General features: G+C 58.5%; 25 protein-coding genes. 18 read left to right on the forward strand and 7 right to left on the reverse strand.

Annotated elements, in window-relative coordinates; genetic code table 11:
- Positions 1 to 12: 12 nt before the first annotated feature.
- From ACYZT3_RS01955 to ACYZT3_RS01970, 4 genes are all read left to right on the forward strand, one after another.
- Complete coding sequence (locus tag ACYZT3_RS01955) at positions 13 to 1,026, forward strand: sulfate ABC transporter substrate-binding protein (protein ID WP_282377438.1); 1,014 nt, start codon at positions 13 to 15, stop codon at positions 1,024 to 1,026.
- 71 nt (positions 1,027 to 1,097) lie between these two features.
- On the forward strand, positions 1,098 to 1,916 hold the full coding sequence (cysT, locus tag ACYZT3_RS01960) for a sulfate ABC transporter permease subunit CysT (protein ID WP_282377437.1): 819 nt from the start codon (positions 1,098 to 1,100) through the stop codon (positions 1,914 to 1,916).
- 12 nt (positions 1,917 to 1,928) lie between these two features.
- Positions 1,929 to 2,801, forward strand: coding sequence for a sulfate ABC transporter permease subunit CysW (gene cysW, locus ACYZT3_RS01965; protein WP_282377436.1), 873 nt, complete (start codon positions 1,929 to 1,931; stop codon positions 2,799 to 2,801).
- Between the two features lie 3 nt (positions 2,802 to 2,804).
- A complete protein-coding gene (locus ACYZT3_RS01970; protein WP_033058553.1) occupies positions 2,805 to 3,794 on the forward strand; it encodes a sulfate/molybdate ABC transporter ATP-binding protein in 990 nt (329 codons plus the stop codon).
- 107 nt (positions 3,795 to 3,901) lie between these two features.
- Here the strand turns inward: ACYZT3_RS01970 and ACYZT3_RS01975 are convergent, their stop codons facing one another.
- Positions 3,902 to 4,426 (reverse strand): Mpo1 family 2-hydroxy fatty acid dioxygenase, encoded by a 525-nt coding sequence (locus ACYZT3_RS01975; protein WP_282377435.1) that lies wholly within the window; start codon positions 4,424 to 4,426, stop codon positions 3,902 to 3,904.
- An 84-nt stretch (positions 4,427 to 4,510) separates the two neighbouring features.
- On the opposite strand from ACYZT3_RS01975, the gene ACYZT3_RS01980 reads away from it, so the two are divergent.
- On the forward strand, positions 4,511 to 5,197 hold the full coding sequence (locus ACYZT3_RS01980) for a Crp/Fnr family transcriptional regulator (RefSeq protein WP_282377434.1): 687 nt from the start codon (positions 4,511 to 4,513) through the stop codon (positions 5,195 to 5,197).
- A 70-nt stretch (positions 5,198 to 5,267) separates the two neighbouring features.
- Entirely contained in the window at positions 5,268 to 5,633 is a 366-nt protein-coding gene (locus ACYZT3_RS01985) for a response regulator (protein WP_282377433.1), read from the forward strand.
- Between the two features lie 160 nt (positions 5,634 to 5,793).
- On the opposite strand, the gene ACYZT3_RS01990 is transcribed toward ACYZT3_RS01985, so the two are convergent.
- On the reverse strand, positions 5,794 to 6,798 hold the full coding sequence (locus tag ACYZT3_RS01990) for an AraC family transcriptional regulator (RefSeq protein ID WP_462031393.1): 1,005 nt from the start codon (positions 6,796 to 6,798) through the stop codon (positions 5,794 to 5,796).
- A 100-nt stretch (positions 6,799 to 6,898) separates the two neighbouring features.
- On the opposite strand from ACYZT3_RS01990, the gene ACYZT3_RS01995 reads away from it, so the two are divergent.
- From ACYZT3_RS01995 to ACYZT3_RS02025, 7 genes are all read left to right on the forward strand, one after another.
- Entirely contained in the window at positions 6,899 to 7,972 is a 1,074-nt protein-coding gene (locus tag ACYZT3_RS01995; RefSeq protein ID WP_462031394.1) for a fatty acid desaturase, read from the forward strand.
- Between the two features lie 350 nt (positions 7,973 to 8,322).
- Positions 8,323 to 8,904: an alpha/beta hydrolase gene (locus ACYZT3_RS02000; RefSeq protein ID WP_282377430.1), complete on the forward strand. Its 582-nt coding sequence runs from the start codon at positions 8,323 to 8,325 to the stop codon at positions 8,902 to 8,904.
- A 60-nt stretch (positions 8,905 to 8,964) separates the two neighbouring features.
- Positions 8,965 to 9,897 (forward strand): sigma 54-interacting transcriptional regulator, encoded by a 933-nt coding sequence (locus ACYZT3_RS02005; protein WP_282377429.1) that lies wholly within the window; start codon positions 8,965 to 8,967, stop codon positions 9,895 to 9,897.
- 163 nt (positions 9,898 to 10,060) lie between these two features.
- A complete protein-coding gene (locus ACYZT3_RS02010; RefSeq protein WP_033058537.1) occupies positions 10,061 to 10,843 on the forward strand; it encodes a MetQ/NlpA family ABC transporter substrate-binding protein in 783 nt (260 codons plus the stop codon).
- Positions 10,844 to 11,437: 594 nt separating this feature from the next.
- The gene (locus ACYZT3_RS02015; RefSeq protein ID WP_282377427.1) at positions 11,438 to 11,608 is read left to right on the forward strand and encodes a YhfG family protein; all 171 of its coding nucleotides are present in this window, start codon (positions 11,438 to 11,440) and stop codon (positions 11,606 to 11,608) included.
- A complete protein-coding gene (locus tag ACYZT3_RS02020; protein WP_282377426.1) occupies positions 11,608 to 12,222 on the forward strand; it encodes a Fic/DOC family protein in 615 nt (204 codons plus the stop codon). The genes ACYZT3_RS02015 and ACYZT3_RS02020 overlap by 1 nt, the downstream gene beginning before the upstream one ends.
- Positions 12,223 to 12,272: 50 nt before the next feature.
- Positions 12,273 to 12,638: a DUF1493 family protein gene (locus ACYZT3_RS02025; protein ID WP_282377425.1), complete on the forward strand. Its 366-nt coding sequence runs from the start codon at positions 12,273 to 12,275 to the stop codon at positions 12,636 to 12,638.
- A 128-nt stretch (positions 12,639 to 12,766) separates the two neighbouring features.
- Here ACYZT3_RS02025 and ACYZT3_RS02030 read toward each other — a convergent pair whose 3' ends face one another.
- From ACYZT3_RS02030 to ACYZT3_RS02040, 3 genes are all read right to left on the reverse strand, one after another.
- Positions 12,767 to 14,308: a phosphoenolpyruvate carboxykinase gene (locus tag ACYZT3_RS02030; protein WP_462031395.1), complete on the reverse strand. Its 1,542-nt coding sequence runs from the start codon at positions 14,306 to 14,308 to the stop codon at positions 12,767 to 12,769.
- A gap of 182 nt (positions 14,309 to 14,490) precedes the next feature.
- The gene (gene hslO / locus ACYZT3_RS02035) at positions 14,491 to 15,393 is read right to left on the reverse strand and encodes an Hsp33 family molecular chaperone HslO (protein ID WP_282377423.1); all 903 of its coding nucleotides are present in this window, start codon (positions 15,391 to 15,393) and stop codon (positions 14,491 to 14,493) included.
- A gap of 165 nt (positions 15,394 to 15,558) precedes the next feature.
- The gene (locus tag ACYZT3_RS02040; RefSeq protein WP_462032329.1) at positions 15,559 to 15,966 is read right to left on the reverse strand and encodes an RNA-binding S4 domain-containing protein; all 408 of its coding nucleotides are present in this window, start codon (positions 15,964 to 15,966) and stop codon (positions 15,559 to 15,561) included.
- Between the two features lie 116 nt (positions 15,967 to 16,082).
- Here ACYZT3_RS02040 and rimA point away from each other — a divergent pair, with 116 nt between their 5' ends.
- The 3 genes from rimA to rimK are packed head-to-tail and all read left to right on the forward strand — an operon-like array spanning position 16,083 to position 18,260.
- The gene (gene rimA, locus ACYZT3_RS02045) at positions 16,083 to 16,862 is read left to right on the forward strand and encodes a S6 modification regulatory phosphodiesterase RimA (RefSeq protein ID WP_282377421.1); all 780 of its coding nucleotides are present in this window, start codon (positions 16,083 to 16,085) and stop codon (positions 16,860 to 16,862) included.
- Positions 16,863 to 16,878: 16 nt separating this feature from the next.
- A complete protein-coding gene (gene rimB / locus ACYZT3_RS02050) occupies positions 16,879 to 17,358 on the forward strand; it encodes a retropepsin-like aspartic endopeptidase RimB (RefSeq protein WP_074872557.1) in 480 nt (159 codons plus the stop codon).
- Positions 17,355 to 18,260, forward strand: a complete 906-nt coding sequence (gene rimK, locus ACYZT3_RS02055) for a 30S ribosomal protein S6--L-glutamate ligase (protein ID WP_134419496.1) — start codon at positions 17,355 to 17,357, stop codon at positions 18,258 to 18,260. The genes rimB and rimK overlap by 4 nt, the downstream gene beginning before the upstream one ends.
- Positions 18,261 to 18,386: 126 nt before the next feature.
- On the opposite strand, the gene ACYZT3_RS02060 is transcribed toward rimK, so the two are convergent.
- Together ACYZT3_RS02060 and ompR are read right to left on the reverse strand one after the other, a co-directional pair.
- Entirely contained in the window at positions 18,387 to 19,700 is a 1,314-nt protein-coding gene (locus ACYZT3_RS02060) for an ATP-binding protein (protein ID WP_282377420.1), read from the reverse strand.
- A gap of 103 nt (positions 19,701 to 19,803) precedes the next feature.
- On the reverse strand, positions 19,804 to 20,544 hold the full coding sequence (gene ompR / locus ACYZT3_RS02065) for an osmolarity response regulator transcription factor OmpR (protein ID WP_008149284.1): 741 nt from the start codon (positions 20,542 to 20,544) through the stop codon (positions 19,804 to 19,806).
- Between the two features lie 361 nt (positions 20,545 to 20,905).
- Between ompR and ACYZT3_RS02070 the strand changes: the two genes are divergently transcribed.
- Together ACYZT3_RS02070 and ACYZT3_RS02075 are read left to right on the forward strand one after the other, a co-directional pair.
- The gene (locus tag ACYZT3_RS02070) at positions 20,906 to 23,230 is read left to right on the forward strand and encodes a Tex family protein (protein WP_282377419.1); all 2,325 of its coding nucleotides are present in this window, start codon (positions 20,906 to 20,908) and stop codon (positions 23,228 to 23,230) included.
- Entirely contained in the window at positions 23,230 to 23,613 is a 384-nt protein-coding gene (locus ACYZT3_RS02075; RefSeq protein WP_462031396.1) for a PaaI family thioesterase, read from the forward strand. The genes ACYZT3_RS02070 and ACYZT3_RS02075 overlap by 1 nt, the downstream gene beginning before the upstream one ends.
- Positions 23,614 to 23,641 lie beyond the last annotated feature (28 nt).

Below are 23,641 nucleotides of genomic sequence, written 5' to 3' on the forward strand. Positions count from 1 at the left end.
GGAGCTTTCACCATGTCGTCGATTCGTCATTTGGCTTTGGCCGCCCTGGCCAGTGCCCTTTTTGCGGGTTCCGCGGTTGCCAAGGATTACGAACTGCTCAACGTGTCGTACGACCCGACTCGCGAGTTGTATCAGGACTACAACGCCGAATTCGTCAAGTTCTGGCAGAAGGATCATGCGGGCGACAGCGTGAAAATCCAGCAGTCCCATGGTGGATCGGGCAAGCAGGGCCGTGCAGTAATCGACGGCCTGCGCGCCGATGTGGTGACCCTGGCCCTGGCCGGTGACATCGATGAAATCGCCAAACTCGGCAAGACCCTGCCGGCTGACTGGCAGAAGCGTCTACCGGAAGCGAGCACGCCTTACACCTCGACCATCGTATTCCTGGTGCGCAAGGGCAACCCTAAAGGCATCAAGGATTGGGGTGACCTGGTCAAAAACGATGTGTCGGTGATCACGCCGAATCCGAAAACCTCTGGCGGTGCGCGCTGGAACTTCCTCGCGGCCTGGGCCTATGGTCTGAAAGCCAACGGCGGTAACGAAGCCAAGGCCAAGGAATACGTGCAAACCCTGTTCAAGCACGTTCCTGTGCTGGACACCGGCGCTCGCGGTTCGACCATCACCTTCGTCAACAACGGTCAGGGCGATGTGTTGCTGGCTTGGGAAAACGAAGCGTTCCTGGCCCTGAAAGAAGACGGCGGCGCTGACAAGTTCGAAATTGTGGTGCCTTCGCTGTCGATCCTCGCCGAACCTCCGGTAGCCGTGGTGGACAAGAACGCCGAGAAAAAGGGCAACACCGAAATCGCCGAAGCGTACCTGAAACACCTGTACAGCCCGGCCGGTCAGGACATCGCGGCGAAAAACTTCTATCGTCCTCGTGACAAGGACGTGGCCGCCAAGTACGCCAAGCAGTTCCCGACCCTGGACCTGGTGACCATCGACAAGGACTTTGGCGGCTGGAAAACGGCTCAACCGAAATTCTTCAACGACGGTGGCGTGTTCGACCAGATTTATCAGGCGCAATAACCTGAAATAAGCCATAAAACGAGCCTCGAATTGCCATTCGAGGCTTTGCGCGTTCTCAACCAAGGACTTTTATGTCGCGTCGTATCTCCCCCGTCATACCCGGCTTCGGGCTGACGCTGGGCTACACCTTGGTGTACCTCAGCCTGATTGTGCTCATTCCACTGGCGGCGATGTTCGTCCATGCCGCCCAACTCACCTGGGATCAGTTCTGGGCGATCATTTCGGCGCCTCGCGTGCTGGCGGCATTGAAGCTGAGCTTCGGCACCGCGCTGTGCGCCGCGATCATCAACGGCATCATCGGCACGCTGCTGGCCTGGGTGCTGGTGCGCTACACCTTCCCGGGGCGCAAGATCATCGATGCAATGATCGATCTGCCGTTCGCGCTGCCCACTGCCGTGGCCGGTATCGCACTCACCGCGCTGTACGCCCCTAACGGTTTGGTCGGTCAGTTCGCGGCGGACCTGGGTTTCAAGATTGCGTATACCCCCCTCGGCATCACGCTCGCACTGACGTTCGTTACACTTCCATTCGTGGTACGTACCGTACAGCCAGTATTGGCCGATATCCCTCGTGAGGTGGAAGAAGCGGCGGCGTGCCTCGGTGCAAAACCGTTGCAGGTTTTCCGCCATATTCTGGTGCCAGCGCTGCTGCCGGCCTGGTTGACCGGTTTCGCGTTGGCCTTTGCCCGCGGGGTCGGCGAGTACGGTTCGGTGATTTTTATCGCCGGCAACATGCCGATGAAAACCGAGATTCTGCCGCTGCTGATCATGGTCAAACTCGACCAGTACGATTACACCGGCGCAACGTCCATTGGTGTACTGATGCTGGTGGTTTCTTTCGTCCTGTTGCTGCTGATCAACTTGCTGCAGCGACGCATCGAAACCCCATAAGGAGGCGCGAAAATGTCCCAATCGTCTATTAGCGCCGCTTCCTCGGCCAACGCTGCCCGCCGTGGCAGTGCCACTTCGCGGCGAATCCTGATCAGCCTTGGCTGGCTGATTTTTGCGCTGTTTCTGTTGCTTCCACTGTTTATCGTGGTGTCCCAGGGCCTGAAGCTTGGCCTCGGTGCGTTCTTCACCGCGATCTTCGAACCCGACGCGTTGTCGGCCCTGAAACTCACGGTGATCGCCGTGCTGATTTCAGTGCCGCTGAACCTGGTGTTCGGTGTCAGCGCCGCGTGGTGCGTGAGCAAGTACTCGTTCCGCGGCAAGAGCATGCTGGTGACGCTGATCGACCTGCCGTTTTCGGTGTCGCCGGTGATCGCCGGTCTGGTCTACGTGCTGATGTTCGGCGCCCAGGGTCTGTTTGGCCCGTGGCTGCAGGACCACGACATCCAGATCGTCTTCGCCTTGCCGGGCATCGTGCTGGCGACGATTTTCGTCACGGTGCCGTTCGTGGCGCGCGAGCTGATTCCGCTGATGCAGGAACAAGGCACCCAGGAAGAAGAGGCCGCGCGTCTGCTTGGGGCCAATGGCTGGCAGATGTTCTGGCACGTCACCGTTCCCAATATCAAATGGGGCCTGATCTACGGCGTGGTGCTGTGTACTGCGCGGGCGATGGGTGAATTCGGTGCGGTGTCGGTGGTTTCCGGGCATATTCGCGGGGTGACCAACACCCTGCCGCTGCACGTCGAGATCCTCTACAACGAATACAACCACGTGGCCGCGTTCGCCGTGGCGAGCCTGTTGCTGATCCTGGCGCTCTTCATCCTGCTGCTCAAGCAGTGGAGCGAATCTCGAATTAACCGCCTGCGCGCCAGCGCCGCGGAGGAATAAGTCATGTCGATCGAAGTGCGTAACGTCAGCAAGAATTTTCACGCGTTCAAGGCGCTGGACAACATCAGCCTGGACATTCAAAGCGGCGAACTCGTGGCGCTGCTTGGCCCGTCCGGTTGCGGCAAGACCACGCTGTTGCGAATTATCGCCGGTCTCGAAACGCCGGATCAGGGCAGCATCGTGTTCCACGGTGAAGACGTCTCCGGCCACGACGTGCGTGATCGCAACGTCGGTTTCGTGTTCCAGCACTACGCGCTGTTCCGCCACATGACGGTGTTCGACAACGTCGCGTTCGGCCTGCGCATGAAGCCGAAAAACCAGCGCCCGAGCGAAAGCCAGATCGCGGTGAAGGTCCACGAACTGCTGAACATGGTGCAACTCGATTGGCTGTCGGATCGCTACCCGGAACAACTCTCCGGCGGTCAGCGTCAACGTATCGCGTTGGCCCGCGCGCTGGCGGTGGAACCGAAAGTCCTGCTGCTCGATGAACCCTTCGGTGCCCTCGACGCCAAGGTCCGTAAAGAACTGCGTCGCTGGCTCGCGCGCCTGCACGAAGACATCAACCTGACCTCGGTGTTTGTGACCCACGACCAGGAAGAAGCGATGGAAGTCGCCGACCGCATTGTGGTGATGAACAAGGGTGTGATCGAGCAGATTGGCTCACCGGGCGACGTCTACGAAAACCCGGCCAGCGATTTTGTTTATCACTTCCTGGGCGATTCGAACCGGCTGCATCTGGGCGAAGACAATCACGTGCTGTTCCGTCCGCACGAAGTGTCGCTGTCACGTCATGAGCTGGAGGATCACCACGCGGCCGAGGTGCGGGATATTCGTCCATTGGGCGCGACGACGCGAGTGACGTTGAAGGTCGAAGGCCAGAGCGAATTGATCGAAGCTGAAGTGGTGAAGGATCACGACAGCCTGATCGGGCTGGCGAAGGGCGAGACGCTGTTCTTCAAACCGAAGGTCTGGCAGAAAGTCGCCAACATCTAAAGCAAAAGCTTCGCGAGCAGGCTCGCTCCCACAGTGGACCGGTGTTGAACACAAAATATGTGGCTAACCGGAAACCCTGTGGGAGCGAGCCTGCTCGCGAAAGCGATCTACGCCGCTGCGTTTTTCTGACGCAGACGCACCACCCCCACCCGCGTCTCGATCTGCTCTTTCAAGTCATGCCGCAACCCCAGCAAAAATGCCAACTCAACCACCACAAATAACGGCCCGACAATCAACCCCGTCACGTCATCGACAAACGCCGGCTTGCGGCCTTCGTAGTGATGACCGACAAACTGAATCGCCCAACCCACCACAAACATCCCGATGCCACTGGCAAGCCAGACCAGCGTGCTTTGCTGCGCGAGCACATGACCCAGCCAAACGCAAAGGCCCAGCAACACCGTCATCAGCACGCCCAACCGTCGCTCCAATCGCAGATAAAACCACGCCGAAGCCAGCGCCAAAAGCACCGCCGGTGACACCCAAACCCCGGCCAGCGGCCATTCGGGCCGTGACAGCAGCACCGCAACCGCGACGACGATCAGCGGAATACCGATAAAGTGGGTGGCAATATTGCGCGGGTCACGGTGGTAGGCGGCGTATTGACTGAGATGGTCGACGAGGCTTTTCATTGTTGTTCCTCCTGTTGGGTGATGGATCATGCCCCGGGCCCACATCTCGCTCTGTCAGCCAGGCGACAATCTCTAGGAGTTTTCATGGATAAGCAGGTCTGGCGTCCACGCCTGATGAGCGGCCAGTGGTTCAGCCATTTACCTGCTCCCTTGCAGGATAGTTTGCTGGCCGCCGCCAGGGTGCGGCGGTTGTCGCCGGGCCAGCGGCTGTTCAAGCGCGGCGATCCTGCGTGCGGCCTGTACGCGGTGCTCGAAGGTTCGGTGCGCATCGGCGCGGTGAGCGAACAGGGCAAGGAGGCGTTGCTGAGCCTGGTAGAGTCGCCCCACTGGTTCGGCGAAATCTGCCTGTTCGATGGTCAGCCGCGTACTCATGATGCATTCGGTCTGGGCCATTGCACCCTGTTGCACATCCCGCAAACCGCACTGCTGGCGTTGCTTGATGAACAGCCGGTGTACTGGCGGCAACTGGCATTGCTGATGAGCCAGAAACTGCGCCTGACTTTCATCAATCTTGAACAGCTGAGCCTCATGCCAGCCGCCGCTCGACTGGCTCATCGCCTGCTGATGATCGCCGAAGGTTATGGCGAGATCGATCCGCCACGACGGGTGCTGCAACTGCCTCAGGAGCAATTGGCGTCGATGTTGTCTCTGTCGCGCCAGACCACCAATCAAATTCTCAAGGACTTGCAGGGGCAGGGGGTTGTGAATCTTAAGTACGGCGAGATCGAGATTCTGGATGCGGAGCGGTTGCGGATGCTGGCAATTATTTAAAACCCGGCGTTAGTGGTGGGCTTTGGACGCGAAGGCGCCTAGCCTGTGATGACGACAATTGAGGTGTGCCATGCGTGTGCTGTTAGTGGAAGACGAACCCGAGATCGCCAAACTTCTGGCCAAGGGCCTGAGCGAGGCAAGTTATTCGGTGGATGTGGCGCTCAATGGTATGGACGGCCGGCGCTTTATTGAGTCCGGCGAATATGAGCTGATCATCCTCGACGTCATGCTGCCAGGGCTCAACGGCTGGCAGTTGCAGCAACAGATCCGCAAGCTCGGTGACACGCCGGTGCTGTTCCTGACCACCAAGGACGGCATCGAGGATCGCCTGCGTGATCTGGAGTTGCATGAGGAGGATTACCTGCTCAAGCCGTTTGCTGTGAGTGAACTGGTGAAGCGGGTGCGCAAGTTGTTGCGGCGGGATCGGGGGCGCTGAGGCGTTTCTGGAGTGCCTAGTCTGGCCTCATCGCGAGCAAGCTCGCTCCGACATGGGTTCTGTGGTGTTCACCGATTTTCGTATCCGTTGGAGAACAAATAATGTGGGAGCGAGCTTGCTCGCGATGAGGCCGGACGAGGCAACACAGCTTCCGGATCTGTCACCGCAACCCATCCCGAAACTGCCCGGGTGTCATCCCCGTCCAGCGCTTGAACGCGCGGCTGAAGCTGCTCGTATCCGCAAATCCCAGCAGGTAGCTGATCTCGCTCAACGAGCATTGCGGATCGCGTAAATGCAGCAGCGCCAGATTCTCGCGGCTTTCATTGAGCAATGTATCGAATCGGCAACCCTCGTCTGCCAGATGCCGTTGCAGGCTGCGCAAACTCAGGTGCAGGGCCTGGGCGATGTGTTCGGCGCTGGGCTCGCCTTCCGGCAATTGTTCCTCAATGGCGTCGCGAACCTTACGCTCCCAGGTCAGCGGTTTGAGTTGGGCAAGGGTGCGTTTGAGCACGGCTTCGTTGTGCTCGGCCAGTTCCGGGTTGGCGTCGTCCAGGTGGCTGTCGAAGTCCACGACGGCGAATTCCAGTCGGTCTTCATCGGCGGCGAAGTACACCGGTGAGCGGAAGACTTTGTGCCATTGATGCGGATCCGCCGGTTCCGGGCGGCGCAGGTACACCGCCAGCGGGGCGTAATCTCGGCCCAGGCGATTGCGGCAAGTGCGTACGTAAATCGCCGTGAAGGCATCGATGGCTTCGAAGGCGGGGGGCGGATTGCCTGGCGGGATTTTCAGGCGGAAGTGGTAGCGGTCCTCGGCGCGGGTCAGTTCCAGTTCCAGGGCGTCGCTGACCACTTGGTGATAACGCACGATGCGCTCGAACACTTCTCGCAGACTGCCGCTGGCCACCAACGCATAACCCAGCGCGTGAAACGTGGTGGGGCTGACGAAGCGCGATACCCGCAAACCAATCGCCGGGTCGCCGCTGACGTGCACCGCGATTTCCCACAAACGCGTGGTGCCCGACAACGGGTAACGGGCGTTCGGGTCATCCATCAGTTGCGGATCGAGCCCCGCCTGTTGGCACAGGGCGGTGCTGTCGAGGCCCAACGCATCGAGTTGCTTGCGCAGGGCGCGGGTCCAGCTGGCGAGGGAGGTCGGTTCAGTCATGCTGATTGGCGCTTCCGGTCAACAGATTGGCGTTCACGGCTACCGCTTTGCGAGGGTTCACAAGGCAGGATGCGAACATCAATAACCAGAGGATGGAAGCATGCACGGTACTTCTGCAAGTCCCCAGCGACTGAATGCAGCACAACGATCAGCGCATATTCGTGAAGTGGTGCTGGCCAAGGGCGTTGAACTGCGTCAGCGCTACCCGACTCTCAACCATCAGGACGTTATGGGCGCGGGCATTCTGGCCTTCGCTCTGGTCGGCATGATTGGCTCGGCGACGCTCTACATGACTGGGCACATGGCGTGGTGGGCATGTCTGTTGCTCAATGCGTTTTTCGCCTCGTTGACTCACGAGCTGGAACACGACCTGATTCATAGCATGTACTTTCGCAAACAGCGCGTGCCGCACAACCTGATGATGGGCTTGGTGTGGCTGGCGCGGCCGAGCACGATCAATCCATGGATTCGCCGGCATCTGCACCTCAATCACCACAAAGTCTCCGGCACCGAGTCCGACATGGAAGAGCGCGCCATCACCAACGGCGAGCCGTGGGGTTTCGCGCGGCTGTTGATGGTCGGCGACAACGTGATGTCGGCGTTCATTCGTATGCTACGGGCCAAGACCTGGGCTCACAAGATCAGCATCATCAAGCGCGCCCTGAAGGTCTACGCGCCACTGGCGCTGGTGCATTGGGGGGCGTGGTACCTGTTTCTCGGCTTTCACGCGGCTAACGGCATCGCTCATCTGCTGGGCACGCCCATCGAATGGTCGGCGACCACGTTGTCGGTGATGCACGTCATCGATATCGCGGCGGTCGTGATCATCGGGCCGAATGTGTTGCGTACCTTTTGCCTGCATTTCGTCAGCTCGAACATGCACTACTACGGTGATGTGGAACCGGGCAACGTGATCCAGCAGACCCAAGTGCTGAACCCGTGGTGGATGTGGCCGTTGCAGGCGTTCTGCTTCAACTTCGGCAGCAGCCACGGCATCCATCATTTTGTGGTGAAGGAACCGTTTTACATCCGTCAGATGACCGTGCCGGTGGCGCATAAGGTCATGCGCGAGATGGGTGTGCGGTTCAATGATTTCGGGACGTTTGGGCGGGCGAACCGATTTGTGCGCAAGGAAGCGACAGCACCGCAGGAGGTGCGTGCCGCCCAGGTTTAGTGGATGTACCCGGAAACTCAAACGCTGGTCATCAATTTGACCCAAAGGGACGCTACGTTATGACGCAAGGAGTGATTGATATATGCGATTTTGGCCTAATAAAGTAATTAAATATTCCTTTATTAGATAACCGTTTCAACCAATCATCGCACCCAGTGATGTTGATCAGCGCTAGCAGATTTTGAGTTTCCGGGGCCGTCTCCTTGGCAGGGTGCGGTCCCTTTTTTTGCCTGTACCAAACTGCTGCATATTCTTTATAGATCTTAATAAATACCTTCTTATTCCTTAACGAATATAACTCTCCTCCCTATACTGGCTCAGGAACAGACACGCAGCAGGAGAGTTTCCCCATGCGCAACGAATCAATTCGCTACCTGATTGTGCCGGGCTGGCAAGGGTCGCCAGAAGATCATTGGCAAAGCCATTGGCAGGACAGCCTGCCGAACAGCGCGCGGGTGGAGCAGGCCGACTGGCTGACGCCGCGCCGTGAAGACTGGGTGGCGGCGCTGGCCGAGGCGATTGCCGCCGACAGCACGCCGGTGATCCTGATCGCCCATAGCCTGGGTTGCATTACGGTCGCGCATTGGGCTGCCAGTGCGCCCGTGCAGTTTTTGCGTCAGGTCCGCGGCGCCTTGCTGGTCGCCCCTGCGGACGTCGAGCGTGCGGCCTGCGCACCGGCTCTGCGCAACTTCGCACCGATTCCGACCCACCTGCTGCCGTTCCCGAGTCAGGTTGTCAGCTCCGACAACGACAGCGCCGTGAGCACACCGCGGGCGTTGGAACTGGCACGTAACTGGGGCGCCGAGGCGGGGATTTTGTCGGGTGCCGGGCACATCAATGTGAAGTCCGGTCACCAACGCTGGGAGCAGGGTTTTGCTTATCTCTATCGCCTGCAAAACCGAATGGAGCACCACGCCCTGCGACGTGCTTAAACCTTTTCTTTCTTTTTAAAATCGCCCCCGTCTCCCAGCGGTTTTGGGCGGGAGTCTGCCATGAGTTTTGAAGCCTTCGGTCAGCCGCTGCTGACGTTCCCCGACGCAGAAAAAAGTCCTCTGAGCATTCGCGCCAAGGCGCTGGTGTTTGTCGATCCGCGTTCGCGTCAGTTGCGCCAGGCGCTGGAGCTATTGGCGCCGCGCTCGATCTCGGTGTTGATCCGTGGCGAAACCGGCAGCGGCAAGGAGTTGCTCGCGCGGCACATCCATCGTGCGAGTGATCGCGGCGGGTTGTTCGTGTCGGTCAACTGTGGCGCGATTAGTCCGACTTACGCCGATGCGGAATTGTTCGGTTATGCCGCTGGCAGTTATAGCGGATCGGCCAGCAGTCGCGCTGGCTGGTTCGGTTCTGCCAACGGCGGGACGCTTTATCTGGATGAAATCGGCGACCTGCCGCTGCCGATCCAGATCAAATTGCTCGCGGCGCTGGAAAACCACGAAGTCACTCGTGTAGGCGCTCATCAACCCAGCCCGGTGGATGTGCGCCTGGTGGCGGCTACCAGCATCGACCTGGCCCAAGCGGTGGCCGCCGGAAAATTCCATGAGCGTCTCTACCACTACCTCAGCGAAGGCCAGCTCGAACTGCCGGCCTTGCGTGAACGGGTGGGCGATATTTTGTCGCTGTCCGAATATTTCCTCGGCATCTATAGCCAGCGCCTGGACCTGCCGGTGCCGCTGATCAGCGAAGCCGCGCAGCATTTGTTAGAGCAACACAGTTGGCCGGGCAACACCCGGGAGCTGGAGAACGTCATTCACTTTGCGTTGTTGGTCAGTACCGGCGATGAGATTTTGCCGGAGCATTTGAATCTGCCTGAAGCGCCCACCTCGCTGGCGCAGATCGAGCGGCAAGTGGCTCAAACGATCAAAAACGGCAGCGCTGCAGAGCGATCTGCACTCAAGCATTTGCTCGAAAGCCTGACACAGACGCTATAGCGATCTGTATGAACAAAATGGAATATGAACGTGAATAAAAGATATTGTTCGGGAATAAAAAATCCCGGTATTGTCCGCCTCACGCCAGCGGTAGCACTTCACTGGCACTCGTACTCAATAAGCCGTCGTCGATGACGACCGTGATTTTCGATAAGGACACTGCATGAAAAAGGTTCTGTTGTTCACCGCATTGGCGGCTGCCCTGACCGCGGGCCTGGCCCAGGCTGGCGAGAAACTGGTGGTTGCGGCGACCCCGGTTCCACACGCCGAGATTCTTGAATTGATCAAGCCAACCCTCGCCAAAGAAGGCGTGGACCTGGAAATCAAAGTCTTCACCGACTACGTTCAGCCGAACGTACAGGTCGACCAGAAGCGTCTGGACGCCAACTACTTCCAGACCCTGCCGTACCTGAAAAGCTTCAACGAAGGCAAAGGCACTCACTTGGTGACCGTGATCGGCGTGCACGTCGAACCGTTCGGCGGCTACTCGAAAAAAGTCAAAACCCTGGCTGAGCTGAAAGACGGCGCAACCATCGCGATCCCTAACGAAGGCAGCAACAGCGGCCGTGCCCTGATCCTGCTGCAGAAGGCTGGCCTGATCGAGTTGAAAGACCCGAAAAACGCTCTGGCCACCCCGAAAGACATCGCCAAGAACCCGCACAACTTCAAGTTCAAGGAACTGGAATCGGCCATGCTGCCGCGTGTTCTGGACCAGGTTGACCTGGACATGATCAACACTAACTACGCACTGGAAGCAGGTCTGAACCCGGCTAAAGACGCGCTGGTGATCGAAGGTGCAGATTCGCCTTACGTGAACTTCCTGGTGGCTCGTCCGGACAACAAGGACAGCGTTGCCATCCAGAAACTGGCCAAGGCGTTGACCAGTCCTGAAGTGAAAGCATTCATAGAGAAGAAGTACAGCGGCGCGGTATTGCCGGCGTTCTGATTCGCGAGGTAAACCCCTCCAAGGTTGCAAACGCCGACGGCTTGTAGAGCGTCGGCGTTTTTCTTATTGGGTGTTGGTAATTAATTGGAATGTGAGTTCGGCTTTAGAGCCACCCCTCGCCCCCGCCCCAGAGGAGAGAGGTTCAACGCCCTGCGCAACGCGACCAACAACTTCACGATGTCCTGCGGATCCAACCGCTGTGGCACTTTTACGTCAGCCATTTTCTCTTCCTTGTGAGGGTTTGGCCGGGGAGTGGGCACCAGGGCTAAAATACTGGCCATACGACATGATTGTCCCGCTTCGGATTCCGCCCTTCGGGTTGCAAGTGTCATAACACGGATTGCACTAAGCGAGCCCGTTGGTACTAAGCGTGAGTCTTTTCAGTTATCGAAATTGTGGCAATCAAATTAATGGCCATCTAGGCAGCACGTGTAACCTACGAACGTCAGTAAAGACAAAGTCTTCAAGCTGTTCACCTCAGAATCTTAGCCCGCGCGCTCACCAGTGGCTCTGAAGCCCAAAGCATCAAAAATACCGACCCATCGGCCGGGTCGTGTGAGCTACACTTGAACATTGCGCAAAGAGGCAGATGTGATGAGCGAACTGACGTTTCGGCAAAAGCAGGATTATTACGACAAGGTCCGCCGATCAAACTACTTGGCGAGCTTGCATCTTGAAGGCTTTGACACCACGCGTGCCGATGCTGAAAAGCCGCTCCCCACGCGGGAATCGGTACTCAGAAAATATCGTCAGAATCCACGTTAATGGTGGATAAATACGGGGTCGGCCAAGACCCCTATTGCTACCCCGATAGCGACGTTCTGCGTAACCTGCTCAACATCCATGATGAAGAGCAGCTACAAAAAGCAGAGCGAGAACTCTCAGAAATCGCCGTCAGCAAATTTCGTCTCCTCCCCCCTCCGTATGACCTCAGCCTTTTACAGCATATTCATAAGTCCTTGTTTCGTGACATCTACGAATGGGCCGGACTGCCGAGAACGGTTAATATCCGGAAAGGCGACACGCTTTTTTGTACGGCAGAACGAATCATCCCGGAAGCCGAAAAAATCTTTCGTGTTATGGAGCGTGCCGCTTGGTTCGCAGACACCAGTAAAAGTGAGTTAGTCGCTAAGGTTGCTGAGACCTACGGTGATCTAAACGTTATCCATCCTTTTCGCGAAGGAAACGGTCGAACTCAACGTATTTTGTTTGAACAGATCATCATCAACGCAGGATTTGCAGTCGATTGGTGGCTTGTAAAAGATGCCGCGTGGATCCCGGCTAACATCGACGCCGTAACGTGCGACTACCGAGGCTTGGAAGCTATTTTCGAGCGTTGTATCGGTGATCCGCTGGACGCGTCGTTATCACAGAACTGAGAGTTCTGACCTCAAAAGGCGCCTACACGGACAAATCGGATATACCCGCAATGAACCTCGCCCCCAACTTCCCCGACGACCACGCCATGCACCTGCTCATGCAGCTGCTGCACGAAGAACTCGGCCTGCCCGAACGCAAAACCATCAGCCTCACCACTTCAATCAACTTCGATCTAGGCTGCGACGGTGCGGATGCGCGAAACCTGATAGAAGCGCTGGAAGAACAGTTCGCCATCGACTTCATCGATTACGATGCCTATCGCTACTTCCAGTCCGAAAACTGTGACGTATTCCTCAAGCACCGGGCCAAGGGGCGTGGTGACAAGGTCCCGCTGACTATCGGAATGATTTACCAAGCGATCAAGTTGCAACGGTGGGATACACAGAAATTGGAAGGGATCCAGCTGTACGCGTAAGTGCCATTATTTTGGCCGTTTGACGTCTTTTCAGCTGGAATAATGGCAGTTGTGTCTTTGATGACCCGAATTGCGCGGATAAAAAAGCCGCCCAAAAGGGCGGCTTTCTCACGCCATCAAACCAACGCTTACAACTTCGGCCCAGCCGCCTTGATCGCGTCGCTCACTTCAAACTTTTTAAAGTTCTCAACAAACAACCCAGCCAATGCTTTAGCCGCTTCATCGTAAGCAGCCTTGTCAGCCCAAGTGTTACGTGGGTTCAACAGGCCAGTCTCAACACCTGGCACAGCCAACGGCACGTCGAGGTTGATGGTGTCGAGGTGCTCGGTTTCAGCACCGATCAACGCGCCGCTCTGGATCGCTGCGATCACGCCACGAGTGGTCGGGATGTTGAAACGTTTGCCGACGCCGTAGCCGCCGCCGGTCCAGCCGGTGTTGACCAGGTAGACCTTGGAGCCGAAGCCGCGGATGCGCTTGATCAGCAGTTCTGCGTATTCGCCAGCCGGACGCGGGAAGAACGGTGCGCCGAAGCAGGTGGAGAAGGTCGATTTGATGCCGCTGCCGGAACCCATTTCGGTCGAGCCCACCAGTGCGGTGTAGCCGGACAGGAAGTGGTAGGCCGCTTGTTCTTCGCTGAGGATCGACACGGGCGGCAGTACGCCGGTCAGGTCGCAGGTCAGGAAGATGACCGCGTTCGGCTCGCCACCGAGGTTCTTCTCGGAACGCTTGGCAACGTGCTCCAGCGGGTAGGCGGCGCGGCTGTTCTGGGTCAGGCTGACATCAGCGTAATCGGCGTGCTTGGCGTCATCGACAACAACGTTTTCCAGGACTGCGCCGTGTTTGATGGCTTTCCAGATGACCGGCTCGTTCTTCTCGGACAGGTCGATGCACTTGGCGTAGCAGCCGCCTTCGATGTTGAAGACAACGCCTTCACCCCAGCCATGCTCGTCGTCACCGATCAGGTAACGGCTTTCATCGGCGGACAGGGTGGTCTTGCCGGTGCCGGACAGGCCGAAGAACAGGGTTACATCGCCCTCTTCGCCGATGTTGGCAGCACAGTGCATTGGCAGCACGTCGGCAGCCGGCAGCAGGAAGTTCTGCACCGAGAACATGGCTTTCTTCATTTCACCGGCGTAACGCATGCCAGCGATCAGCACTTTCTTCTGAGCGAAGTTGAGGATTACGCAACCGTCGGAGTGGGTGCCGTCACGCTCTGGCACGCACTCGAAGTTGGCAACGTTGAGCACTTGCCACTCATCACGACCAGCCGGGTTGTACTTTTCCGGGTTGATGAACAGACAACGGCCGAACAGGTTCTGCCAGGCAGTCTGGGTGGTCATCTTCACAGCCAGGTAGTGGTCTTCAGCCGCACCTACATGCACGTGGGAAACGAAATGCTCTTGCGCGTTGTTAAACGCCTCGACGCGAGCCCACAGGGCGTCGAACTTGTCGGCCGGGAACTTGCGGTTGATCGGGCCCCAGGCAATGGATGCCTGGGTGGAAGGCTCTTCTACGATGAAACGATCGACGGGCGAACGACCGGTGCGGTGACCAGTGCGAACAACCAGCGCGCCGGTATCGGCAAGCTCGCCTTCACCGCGACTCAGGGCTTCTTTGACCAGATCATCAACACTCAGATCGGTGTACACGGCGTTATTGGCTTGCGTCATGAGATTCCCCGTCGGCCAGTGGCCGAGTGTGCTCCAAACGTTTTGTAGTAGAAAGTCGTGCACTACTACCGCGACAAAAAGTGGGCCGGATTATGCCAGAAACGCCCAAAAATAGTAGGGCCCTCCCGTCGTAACGGCGTTATTCCGGCGTTAAGCAGTGAATTTACCTGCGCTGAACCGTTTTAGTGCCGGGTATCTGACGGCGTATCGACACCCGCACCCGCGAACAATTGAGTCATATCCGCGGCATCAAACAGGTAGCGCTGGTTGCAGAACTGGCAATCGATTTCGATGTTGCCGCCGTGTTCGATCACCAGCGACTGGGCATCTTCCAGACCCAAGCTGACCAGCGCATTGGCAGAACGTTCGCGCGAGCAGCTGCAACGGAAGCGCAGTTTCTGCACATCGAACAGACGAACCTGCTCTTCGTGGTAGAGGCGATGGAGCACGGTTTCGTTGTCCAGGCTCAGCAATTCATCGGCGGTCAGGGTGCTGCCCAGCGCGGTGATGTGCTGCCAGCTGGCGGCGCGTTCTTCTTCGTCTCTCAGACGGTCGGCAGGCAATTGCTGCAGCAACAGGCCCCGGGCGCGGCGACCATCGGCGTACAGCCAGAAACGCGTACCGACTTGCTGGGACATCACGAAGTAGTTAGTGAAGCACTCCGACAGAGTTTCGCCATCGAGGTCGACGATGCCTTGGTAACGCTGGCCCTGGGTCGGGTCGACGGTCAGCGCCAATACGCCATTGGGCATCAGGTCGGCGAGGGTCGCGTCGGGAGCGATCTGGTCGGCTTCGTATCGGGCCAGACCACGGATTTCTCGCTCGCTGGAGCACTCGATCATCAGCAGCGGGATCGGGCCTTCGGAACGGGCCTGGAGAATCAGCAAGCCATCGAACTTCAAGGTGCCGACCAACAAAGACGCCGCCGCCATCAGCTCGCCGAGCAATTGTGCAACCGGCTCCGGATAGGGGTGTTTAGCGAGGACTTCGGCGTAGCTACGCTCCAACGCAACCAGCTCGCCGCGGGTGTCGCTGTCATCGAAGATGAAGCGTTGGGTGTAGTCGGTATCCGGTAAATCGGTCATAGGTCTGGGTATCTGAAGTAATAACAAGATGATTTTTAAAAGTGAAAATTGCGCCTCTGCAAAACCCTTTGGGTGCGCGATGTTCAGCCATGGGAGGCATTTTATGAACAATCCGGGATTGTTCCAAGCCTTGCTCGCGAAGGCTGGTTCACAGAAACAATAGCCCTACTCGTCGTTGCTGCTTCCACGAAACTTGAACAAATCCCGTCGCTGCTTCTTGCTCGGTTTGCCATCGGTGCTCACGCCCAGCGAACCGGCTTTACGCATGGCCGCAGCCGCCTCGCGCTTGGCGATGCTGGCTTCGGTTTCAGAATAGAGCGCCTGAGCCTCTGGCGCGCCTCGGCGTACGATCGATAACGCCTTAACCACCACCGTGCGCTCCTCGAACCCTGCGCGAATCTGAAACTCGTCGCCGATCCTCGGCTCCTTGCCCGGTTTGCACCGCTCCCCCCGGCAATGCACCTTGCCGCTTTCTATCGCCGCTTTGGCCAAGGCACGTGTTTTATAAAAACGCGCGGCCCACAACCATTTATCGAGACGGACCTTGTCGTCCTCTTCCTGTTTTTGTGCCACTTGAATTCCTCTTTTAGCCCATAGTCGGAACTGTACTACCGTTTCTGTCGGGCGCAAGAACTCGGCCCTCCAGATAGAATGTCGACTTGGCCGGCTCACCGGCATGGAGTGATCGAGTGACTATATTTCCGTCTTCATTGACCTCGCCCAACGGCGGTTGCCAGGGTTGCCAGCAAAGTGAGCCCCTGGGCTTCGATTTTACCTTTGCCTACCAACCCATCGTCGATTTGCGAGATCAGTCGATTTTCGCCCATGAGGCACTCGTGCGCGGTGTAAAGGGTGAGGGTGCACTGTCGGTTCTCGATCAGATCACTGAGGACAACCGCTACCGCTTCGACCAGCTCTGCCGGACCCGAGCCATTGAAGGCGCGGCGAATCTAGGGATGCAGACGCATCTGTCGATCAACTTCATGCCCAACGCCGTGTACCGCCCGGAACTGTGTATTCGCAGCACGCTGGAAGCAGCGAACAAACACAACTTCCCCATCGACCGGCTAATTTTCGAAACCCTGGAAAGCCAGCACGTAGATAACTATCGCCATTTGACCAATATTCTGCGTGAATACCGCGAATTCGGCTTCAAGACCGCCATCGACGATTTCGGCGCGGGCTACTCGGGGCTCAATCTACTTGCTGATTTCCAACCGGACCTGATCAAACTCGACATGGCACTGATCCGCGATGTCGACCGCGATCGTGTTCGTCAGGCTATCGTTCGAGGGGTTGTCACAATCTGTGCGGAGCTGAACGTTACAGTCATTGCCGAAGGGATCGAAAGCGCCGGAGAACGGGATTTCCTGGCGGACTGTGGAATTTTTCTGATGCAGGGTTACTGGTTCGCCAAGCCCGCATTCAAAGCGTTGGCCCAGGTAACGCCTGGGACCTGGACGCGTTAATCGCCGGTTTTTTCTATTGAAGACATTTGACCATTTGACCGTTGTCGGTCTGCGCGAGTGGGTGGCGCTCCCGGATTTGGGAGTCGCGGGCCTGCGCGCAAAAATCGACACCGGTGCCAGCACCTCCAGCCTGCATGCCACCGATATCGAGCCATTCGAGCGCGACGGGGAACAGTGGGTGCGCTTTACTGCGCACTTGGGCACGGTGGTGCAACTGCGTCACCGGCGCTGCGAAGCACCCCTGGTGACAATGAAAACTATCAAAAGCTCTAACGGTCACGCGCAGATGCGTTACGTGGTCAGCACCACCCTGGCCCTTGGTGATCGGGTCTGGCGGGTCGAGTTCACCCTCGCCTGCCGCAAGTCCATGCGTTATCGCCTGCTACTCGGTTCCAAAGCCTTGATCGACGGCCAGTTAGTCGTCAATCCGGGCATTAAATACGTACAAGACAAGCCGGTGTTCCCGGTATCTACCTTTTCCACAGGTGTTGCATGAAGATCGCTGTGCTGTCGCGGAACCCGCGTCTGTATTCCACTCGTCGTCTGGTCGAAGCCGGTACCGAGCGTGGCCATGAAATGGTGGTGATCGACACCTTGCGCGCCTACATGAACATTGCCAGCCACAAGCCGCAGATCCACTACCGCGGCAAGCCGTTGGAAGGTTTCGATGCGGTGATACCGCGGATTGGCGCGTCGGTGACGTTTTATGGCTGCGCGGTGTTGCGCCAGTTCGAAATGATGGGCGTTTTTCCACTCAACGAATCGGTGGCCATCGCTCGCTCGCGAGACAAACTGCGGTCCCTGCAGTTGCTGTCGCGCCGGGGAATTGGTTTGCCGGTCACTGGTTTTGCGCACTCCCCGGACGACATTCCCGACTTGATCGAGATGGTCAATGGCGCGCCGCTGGTGATCAAGGTGCTGGAAGGCACTCAGGGCATCGGCGTGGTGATGTGTGAAACGGCGACGGCGGCGGAGTCGGTGATCGAGGCGTTCATGGGCCTGAAGCAGAACATCATGGTTCAGGAATACATCAAGGAAGCCGGCGGGGCGGACATTCGCTGCTTCGTGGTCGGCGATAAAGTGATCGCGGCGATGAAGCGCCAGGCCAAGCCTGGGGAGTTTCGCTCCAACCTTCATCGTGGTGGCACCGCCAGCCTGATCAAGATCACGCCGGAAGAACGCATGACAGCATTGCGTGCGGCGAAGGTGATGGGTTTGGCAGTGGCGGGCGTGGACATCCTGCGTTCCAATCATGGCCCGCTGGTGATGGAAGTGAATTCATCGCCGGGGTTGGAAGGGATTGAAACCACCACTAGCAAAAACGTGGCGGGAATCATCATTGAGCATCTTGAGAAGAATGGTGGGCCAAATATGACGCGGACCAAAGGTAAGGGCTGAAGCTGACTCGGTGATCGTTCCCACGCTCTGCGTGGGAATGCAGCCCGGGACGCTCCGCGTCCCCTCCAGAGCCGAACGCGGAGCGTCCGAAGAGGCATTCCCACGCAGAGCGTGGGAACGATCAAGTTAGACTGCGTCTCTAGGCAGCATCAACCCCAGCGGCAACCGCACCCGCGCTTCCAACCCACCACCAGAACGGTTACGCAGCTCAACATTCCCACCATGCATCGAAGCAATCCGCTTCACGATCGCCAAGCCCAACCCTGTCCCCTTGCCCCCGCGGGCACGATCACCACGAGTAAACGGGTTGAAAATCGCCTCCAGCTCCGACGGATCGATCCCCGCCCCACGGTCCATCACACTCAGCACCACATACGGCGCGCTGGTATCCCCGGACACATAAGCCGCCACCTCAACCCCGCTGCCTGCGTGATGCAAGGCGTTGCCAATCAGGTTGTTCAACAATCGCTTCATCGACACCCGACGCAACGGAAACGGCTGAATCGGCTCCAGGCGCAGGCGCACTTTCTCTTCGTTCTGGTTGTACGGCGCCGCGACTTCGCGCACCAGATCGCTGAGATCCACCTCTTCCACTGACTCGTCGCGACCATCGCGGATAAACGCCAGGAACTGGTCGAGAATCGCGTCCATGTCTTCGATGTCGCGGACCATGTCGTCTGTCAGGTCGCTATGGTCGCCCATCAACTCCAAAGACAGCCGCAAACGGGTCAAGGGTGTGCGCAAGTCATGGGAGACCCCGGCGAGCATCAACTCACGCTCGCGACCGGCCTGCTCGACGTCTTCGGCCATCTGGTTGAAGGCGCGATAGACCTCGGTCATTTCACTCGGCGTGTCGCTGATCGGCAGGCGCACACTGCGGCCCTGGCCGAGTTGCCGCGCGGCATACACCAGACGTTTCAACGGTTGATTGAGCTGGCTGACGAAGATCCATGCCGACGCAGTGGACAGCAAGCCGATGGCGAGGAACCAGCCGAGTACGTTCCAGATTTTCTGGCCACGCAGCGGATGCGGATACAGGGGCACTTTCAGCCAGCCATCACCCAGGCTTGGCGCCCGCACCCACAGGGCCGGCGGCGAATGCATGCGTAATCGGACTTCGGTGTCGGCCCCCAGCTCCGCCTGCATCTGCCGCTGGTAGATCTCGCTGTAAGGCCAGTGTTGCTCACCTTCCGGCACGCCAGCGCCCACTACCCGGATCAGGGTCGCGGCATCGGCAATCTTTGTGCGGTTTTCTTCATCGGCCGACCAATAGGCGCGTAGCGTCAGGGCGACACCGTGGCTGTATTGGCGGTCCACCAGCACGTCTTCGTTCATCAACAGATAAACCAGGGTCAGCGCCTTGGAGAACAGGACGACGATCAGCACCAGCCACAGGGTGCGGGAGAAGAAACTCTGGGGGAACCAAACGGGGGTTTTCATGGATAACCGCTACACACTTGCAGGAGCGAGCGATGCTCGCATATTGCGGATCGCGAGTCTGCGGACAACATGATCCGCAAGACCCGCTCCTACAAATCGCCGATCACTTGGTGGCGGCGCCATCCGGAACGAACACGTAACCCACGCCCCAGACTGTCTGGATGTAACGCGGCTTGGATGGATCGGGCTCGATCATCCGGCGCAGACGCGAGATTTGTACGTCGATGGAGCGCTCCAGGGCGTCCCACTCGCGGCCACGGGCCAGGTTCATCAGTTTGTCGCGCGTCAGAGGCTGGCGGGCGTTCATCACCAACGCCTTGAGCACCGCAAACTCACCCGTAGTGAGCATGTGCACTTCGTCGCCGCGCTTGAGTTCGCGGGTGGCCAGGGACAGCTCGTAGTCACCGAAGGTCACGCTTTCGTCTTCGCTGCCCGGAGCACCCGGCACCGGAGCGGACTGACGACGCAGGACCGCTTTGACGCGCGCCATCAGCTCATCCGGGTTGAACGGCTTGGCGAGGTAATCGTCAGCGCCCAGTTCGAGGCCCTTGATGCGGCTCAGCTCATCGCCCTTGGCGGTCAGCATGATGATTGGAATCTGGTTGTTCGCGGTGCGCAGGCGGCGGCAGGCGGTCAAGCCGTCTTCGCCGGGCAGCATCAGGTCGAGGACGACCAGGTTGAACACTTCACGCGCCAGGAGGCGATCCATTTGTTCAGTGTTCGGAACGGCGCGGGCGCGGTAGCCCTTGCTGACGAAAAAGCGTTCCAACAGGCTGCTGAGCCCTGGATCGTCGTCAACAATAAGAATTTTTTCGCCTTCAGCAATGTTTGCAGTGCTGCTCATTAGATGCTCCTTTGATCTCGGCGCGCATTATGGCGTAGCTGCCGTTATACGCACCGTGTGCATTGTTAGCAGATTTTTCCTTCACCGCCAGAAATCCGGCCTTTCTGCCTATAACCTGCGATGCCCCCGAATGACAGAACGCTGGTTATAATGCGCGGCCTTTTGTGTCAGGCAATGTCTGATCATTGCTGCGAGTGGCCGATATTTATTTTCACGGCCGCAGCAGTCATTGTTCGATTTCACGGGTCAACGGAATGCCTGTTGATCCAGGTAGCGGCGCAGGCCAGGCCGCTCAACCAGACTCGCCGAGCCCTTATCTCTGCGCCTGCGAGCCTGCTTTCACAATTTGTCAGGTGGTTTTATGGACAGCATCAACAGCCGCATCGCCGAGGAACTCGGCGTACGCCCACAACAGGTCGAAGCGGCCGTCGCGCTACTTGATGAAGGCTCCACGGTGCCCTTCATCGCCCGTTACCGGAAAGAAGTGACCGGCAGCCTCGATGACATCCAGTTGCGTCATCTGGAAGAGCGTCTGCGCTACCTGCGAGAACTCGACGAACGGCGTATCAGCATCCTTGCCAGCATCCAGGAACAAGGCAAGCTGACCCCGCAACTTGAACGCGACATCAAACTCGCCGACACCAAAACCCGGCTCGAAGACTTGTACCTGCCGTACAAGCAGAAGCGCCGCACCAAGGGCCAGATCGCCCTGGAAGCCGGCCTCGGCGAGCTGGCCGACGGCCTGTTCAACGACCCGACCCTGACGCCAGAGGTCGAAGCCGCGCGCTTCGTCAACGCCGAAAAAGGCGTCGCCGATGTGAAGGCTGCCCTCGAAGGCGCCAAGTACATCCTCATGGAGCGTTTCGCCGAAGACGCCGGCTTGCTCGAAAAACTGCGCAGCTACCTCAAGCAGGAAGCCACTCTGAGTGCCCGCGTCATCGCTGGCAAAGAAGAGGAAGGCGCCAAGTTCCGCGACTATTTCGAACACGATGAACCACTGAAAAGCATGCCGTCGCACCGCGCGCTCGCCATTTTCCGTGGCCGCAACGAAGGCATTCTGAGTTCTGCGCTGAAAATCGGCGACGAACTGCCGGGCACCATGCACCCGTGCGAAGGCATGATCGGTCAGCAATTCGGCATCCAGAACCAGAATCGCGCCGCCGACAAATGGCTGGGCGAAGTGGTGCGCTGGACCTGGAAGGTCAAGCTCTATACCCACCTGGAAACCGACCTGCTGGGCGAACTGCGCGATGGCGCGGAAACCGAAGCAATCAACGTGTTCGCGCACAACCTGCACGACTTGCTGCTGTCGGCCCCGGCCGGCCCGCGCGCCACGCTGGGCCTCGACCCGGGCCTGCGCACCGGTTGCAAGGTCGCCGTGGTCGATTCCACTGGCAAGCTGCTGGATCACGCCACGGTTTACCCGCACGTACCGCACAACAAGTGGGACCAGACCCTCGCGATTCTTGCCGCGCTGTGCGCCAAGCATGCGGTGGACCTGATTGCCATCGGCAACGGCACCGCCAGCCGCGAAACCGACAAGCTGGCTGCTGAGCTGATCAAAAAATACCCAGCGATGAAGATGACCAAGGTCATGGTCTCCGAGGCCGGCGCATCGGTTTACTCGGCGTCGGAACTGGCTTCCAAGGAGTTCCCGGACCTCGACGTGTCGATCCGTGGCGCGGTGTCGATTGCCCGTCGCTTGCAGGATCCGCTGGCCGAGCTGGTGAAGATCGATCCGAAATCCATCGGCGTCGGCCAGTACCAGCACGACGTGTCGCAGCTGAAACTGGCGCGCGGCCTGGACGCCGTGGTCGAGGACTGCGTGAACGCCGTGGGTGTGGACGTCAACACTGCCTCCGTGGCACTGCTGGCGCGTATCTCCGGCCTCAACGCGACCCTGGCGCAAAACATCGTCAGCCACCGCGACGAGCACGGCGCATTCAAAACCCGTGCGGCGTTGAAGAAAGTCGCTCGCCTGGGTGAAAAAACCTTCGAACAGGCTGCCGGTTTCCTGCGCGTGATGAACGGCGACAACCCACTGGATTCGTCCGCGGTTCACCCGGAAGCCTATCCGCTGGTCCAGCGCATCGCCGCTGAGACCGACCGCGATATTCGCTCGCTGATTGGCGATGCCAGCTTTCTCAAGCGCCTCGATCCGAAGAAGTACACCGACGAGACGTTCGGTCTGCCAACGGTCACCGACATCCTGCAAGAGCTGGAAAAACCTGGCCGCGATCCACGTCCTGAGTTCAAGACGGCCGAGTTCCAGGAAGGCGTCGAAGACCTCAAGGACCTGCAACTGGGCATGATCCTCGAAGGCGTGGTCACCAACGTGACCAACTTTGGCGCATTCGTCGACATCGGCGTGCATCAAGACGGTTTGGTGCACATCTCTGCGCTTTCGGAGAAGTTCATCAAGGACCCGCGTGAAGCGGTGAAGGCTGGTGACGTGGTGAAAGTGAAAGTCATGGAAATCGACATTCCGCGCAAACGCGTGGGCCTGTCGATGCGCATGAGCGACACCCCGGGCGAGAAAATCGACGGTGCCCGTGGCGCACGTCCCGGCTCGTCTTCGCGCCAATCCCAGAACACTGCACCGCGTAAGGAAACCACGGCGGCGGCCCCGGCCAACAACGCCATGGCTTCGCTGTTCGCCAACGCCAAGCAGTTGAAGAAACACTGATGGACATGCCTGCCGGGCTGACCGAAAGCGCTTTTTTCAAGTTGCTGGGGTGTCGTTTGCACCGTCTGGAGGCCGGGGTGGCGCAAGTCGCCCTCGGGCTTGCGCCAGAGCTGCGCAATCGCGGCGGTAAGCTGCACGGCGGGGCCTTGTTCAGCCTGGTGGACATTGCCATGGGGCTGGCCTGTTCCAGCACCCACGGCTTTGACCAGCAGAGTGCGACCATCGAGTCCAAGATCAACTACATTCGCGCCGTTTCTGACGGTGAAGTGATGTGCACGGCGCGGGTCATTCACCCGGGTCGCCGCACGTTGGTGGTCGAGGCTGACGTGATGCAGGGCGACAAACTGGTCGCAAAAGCACAAGGCACGTTCGCTGTCCTGTAGCTAGCGGTCATCAATTTGAGTTAATTTC

It is taken from the genome of Pseudomonas sp. MDT1-16 (assembly GCF_054898115.1).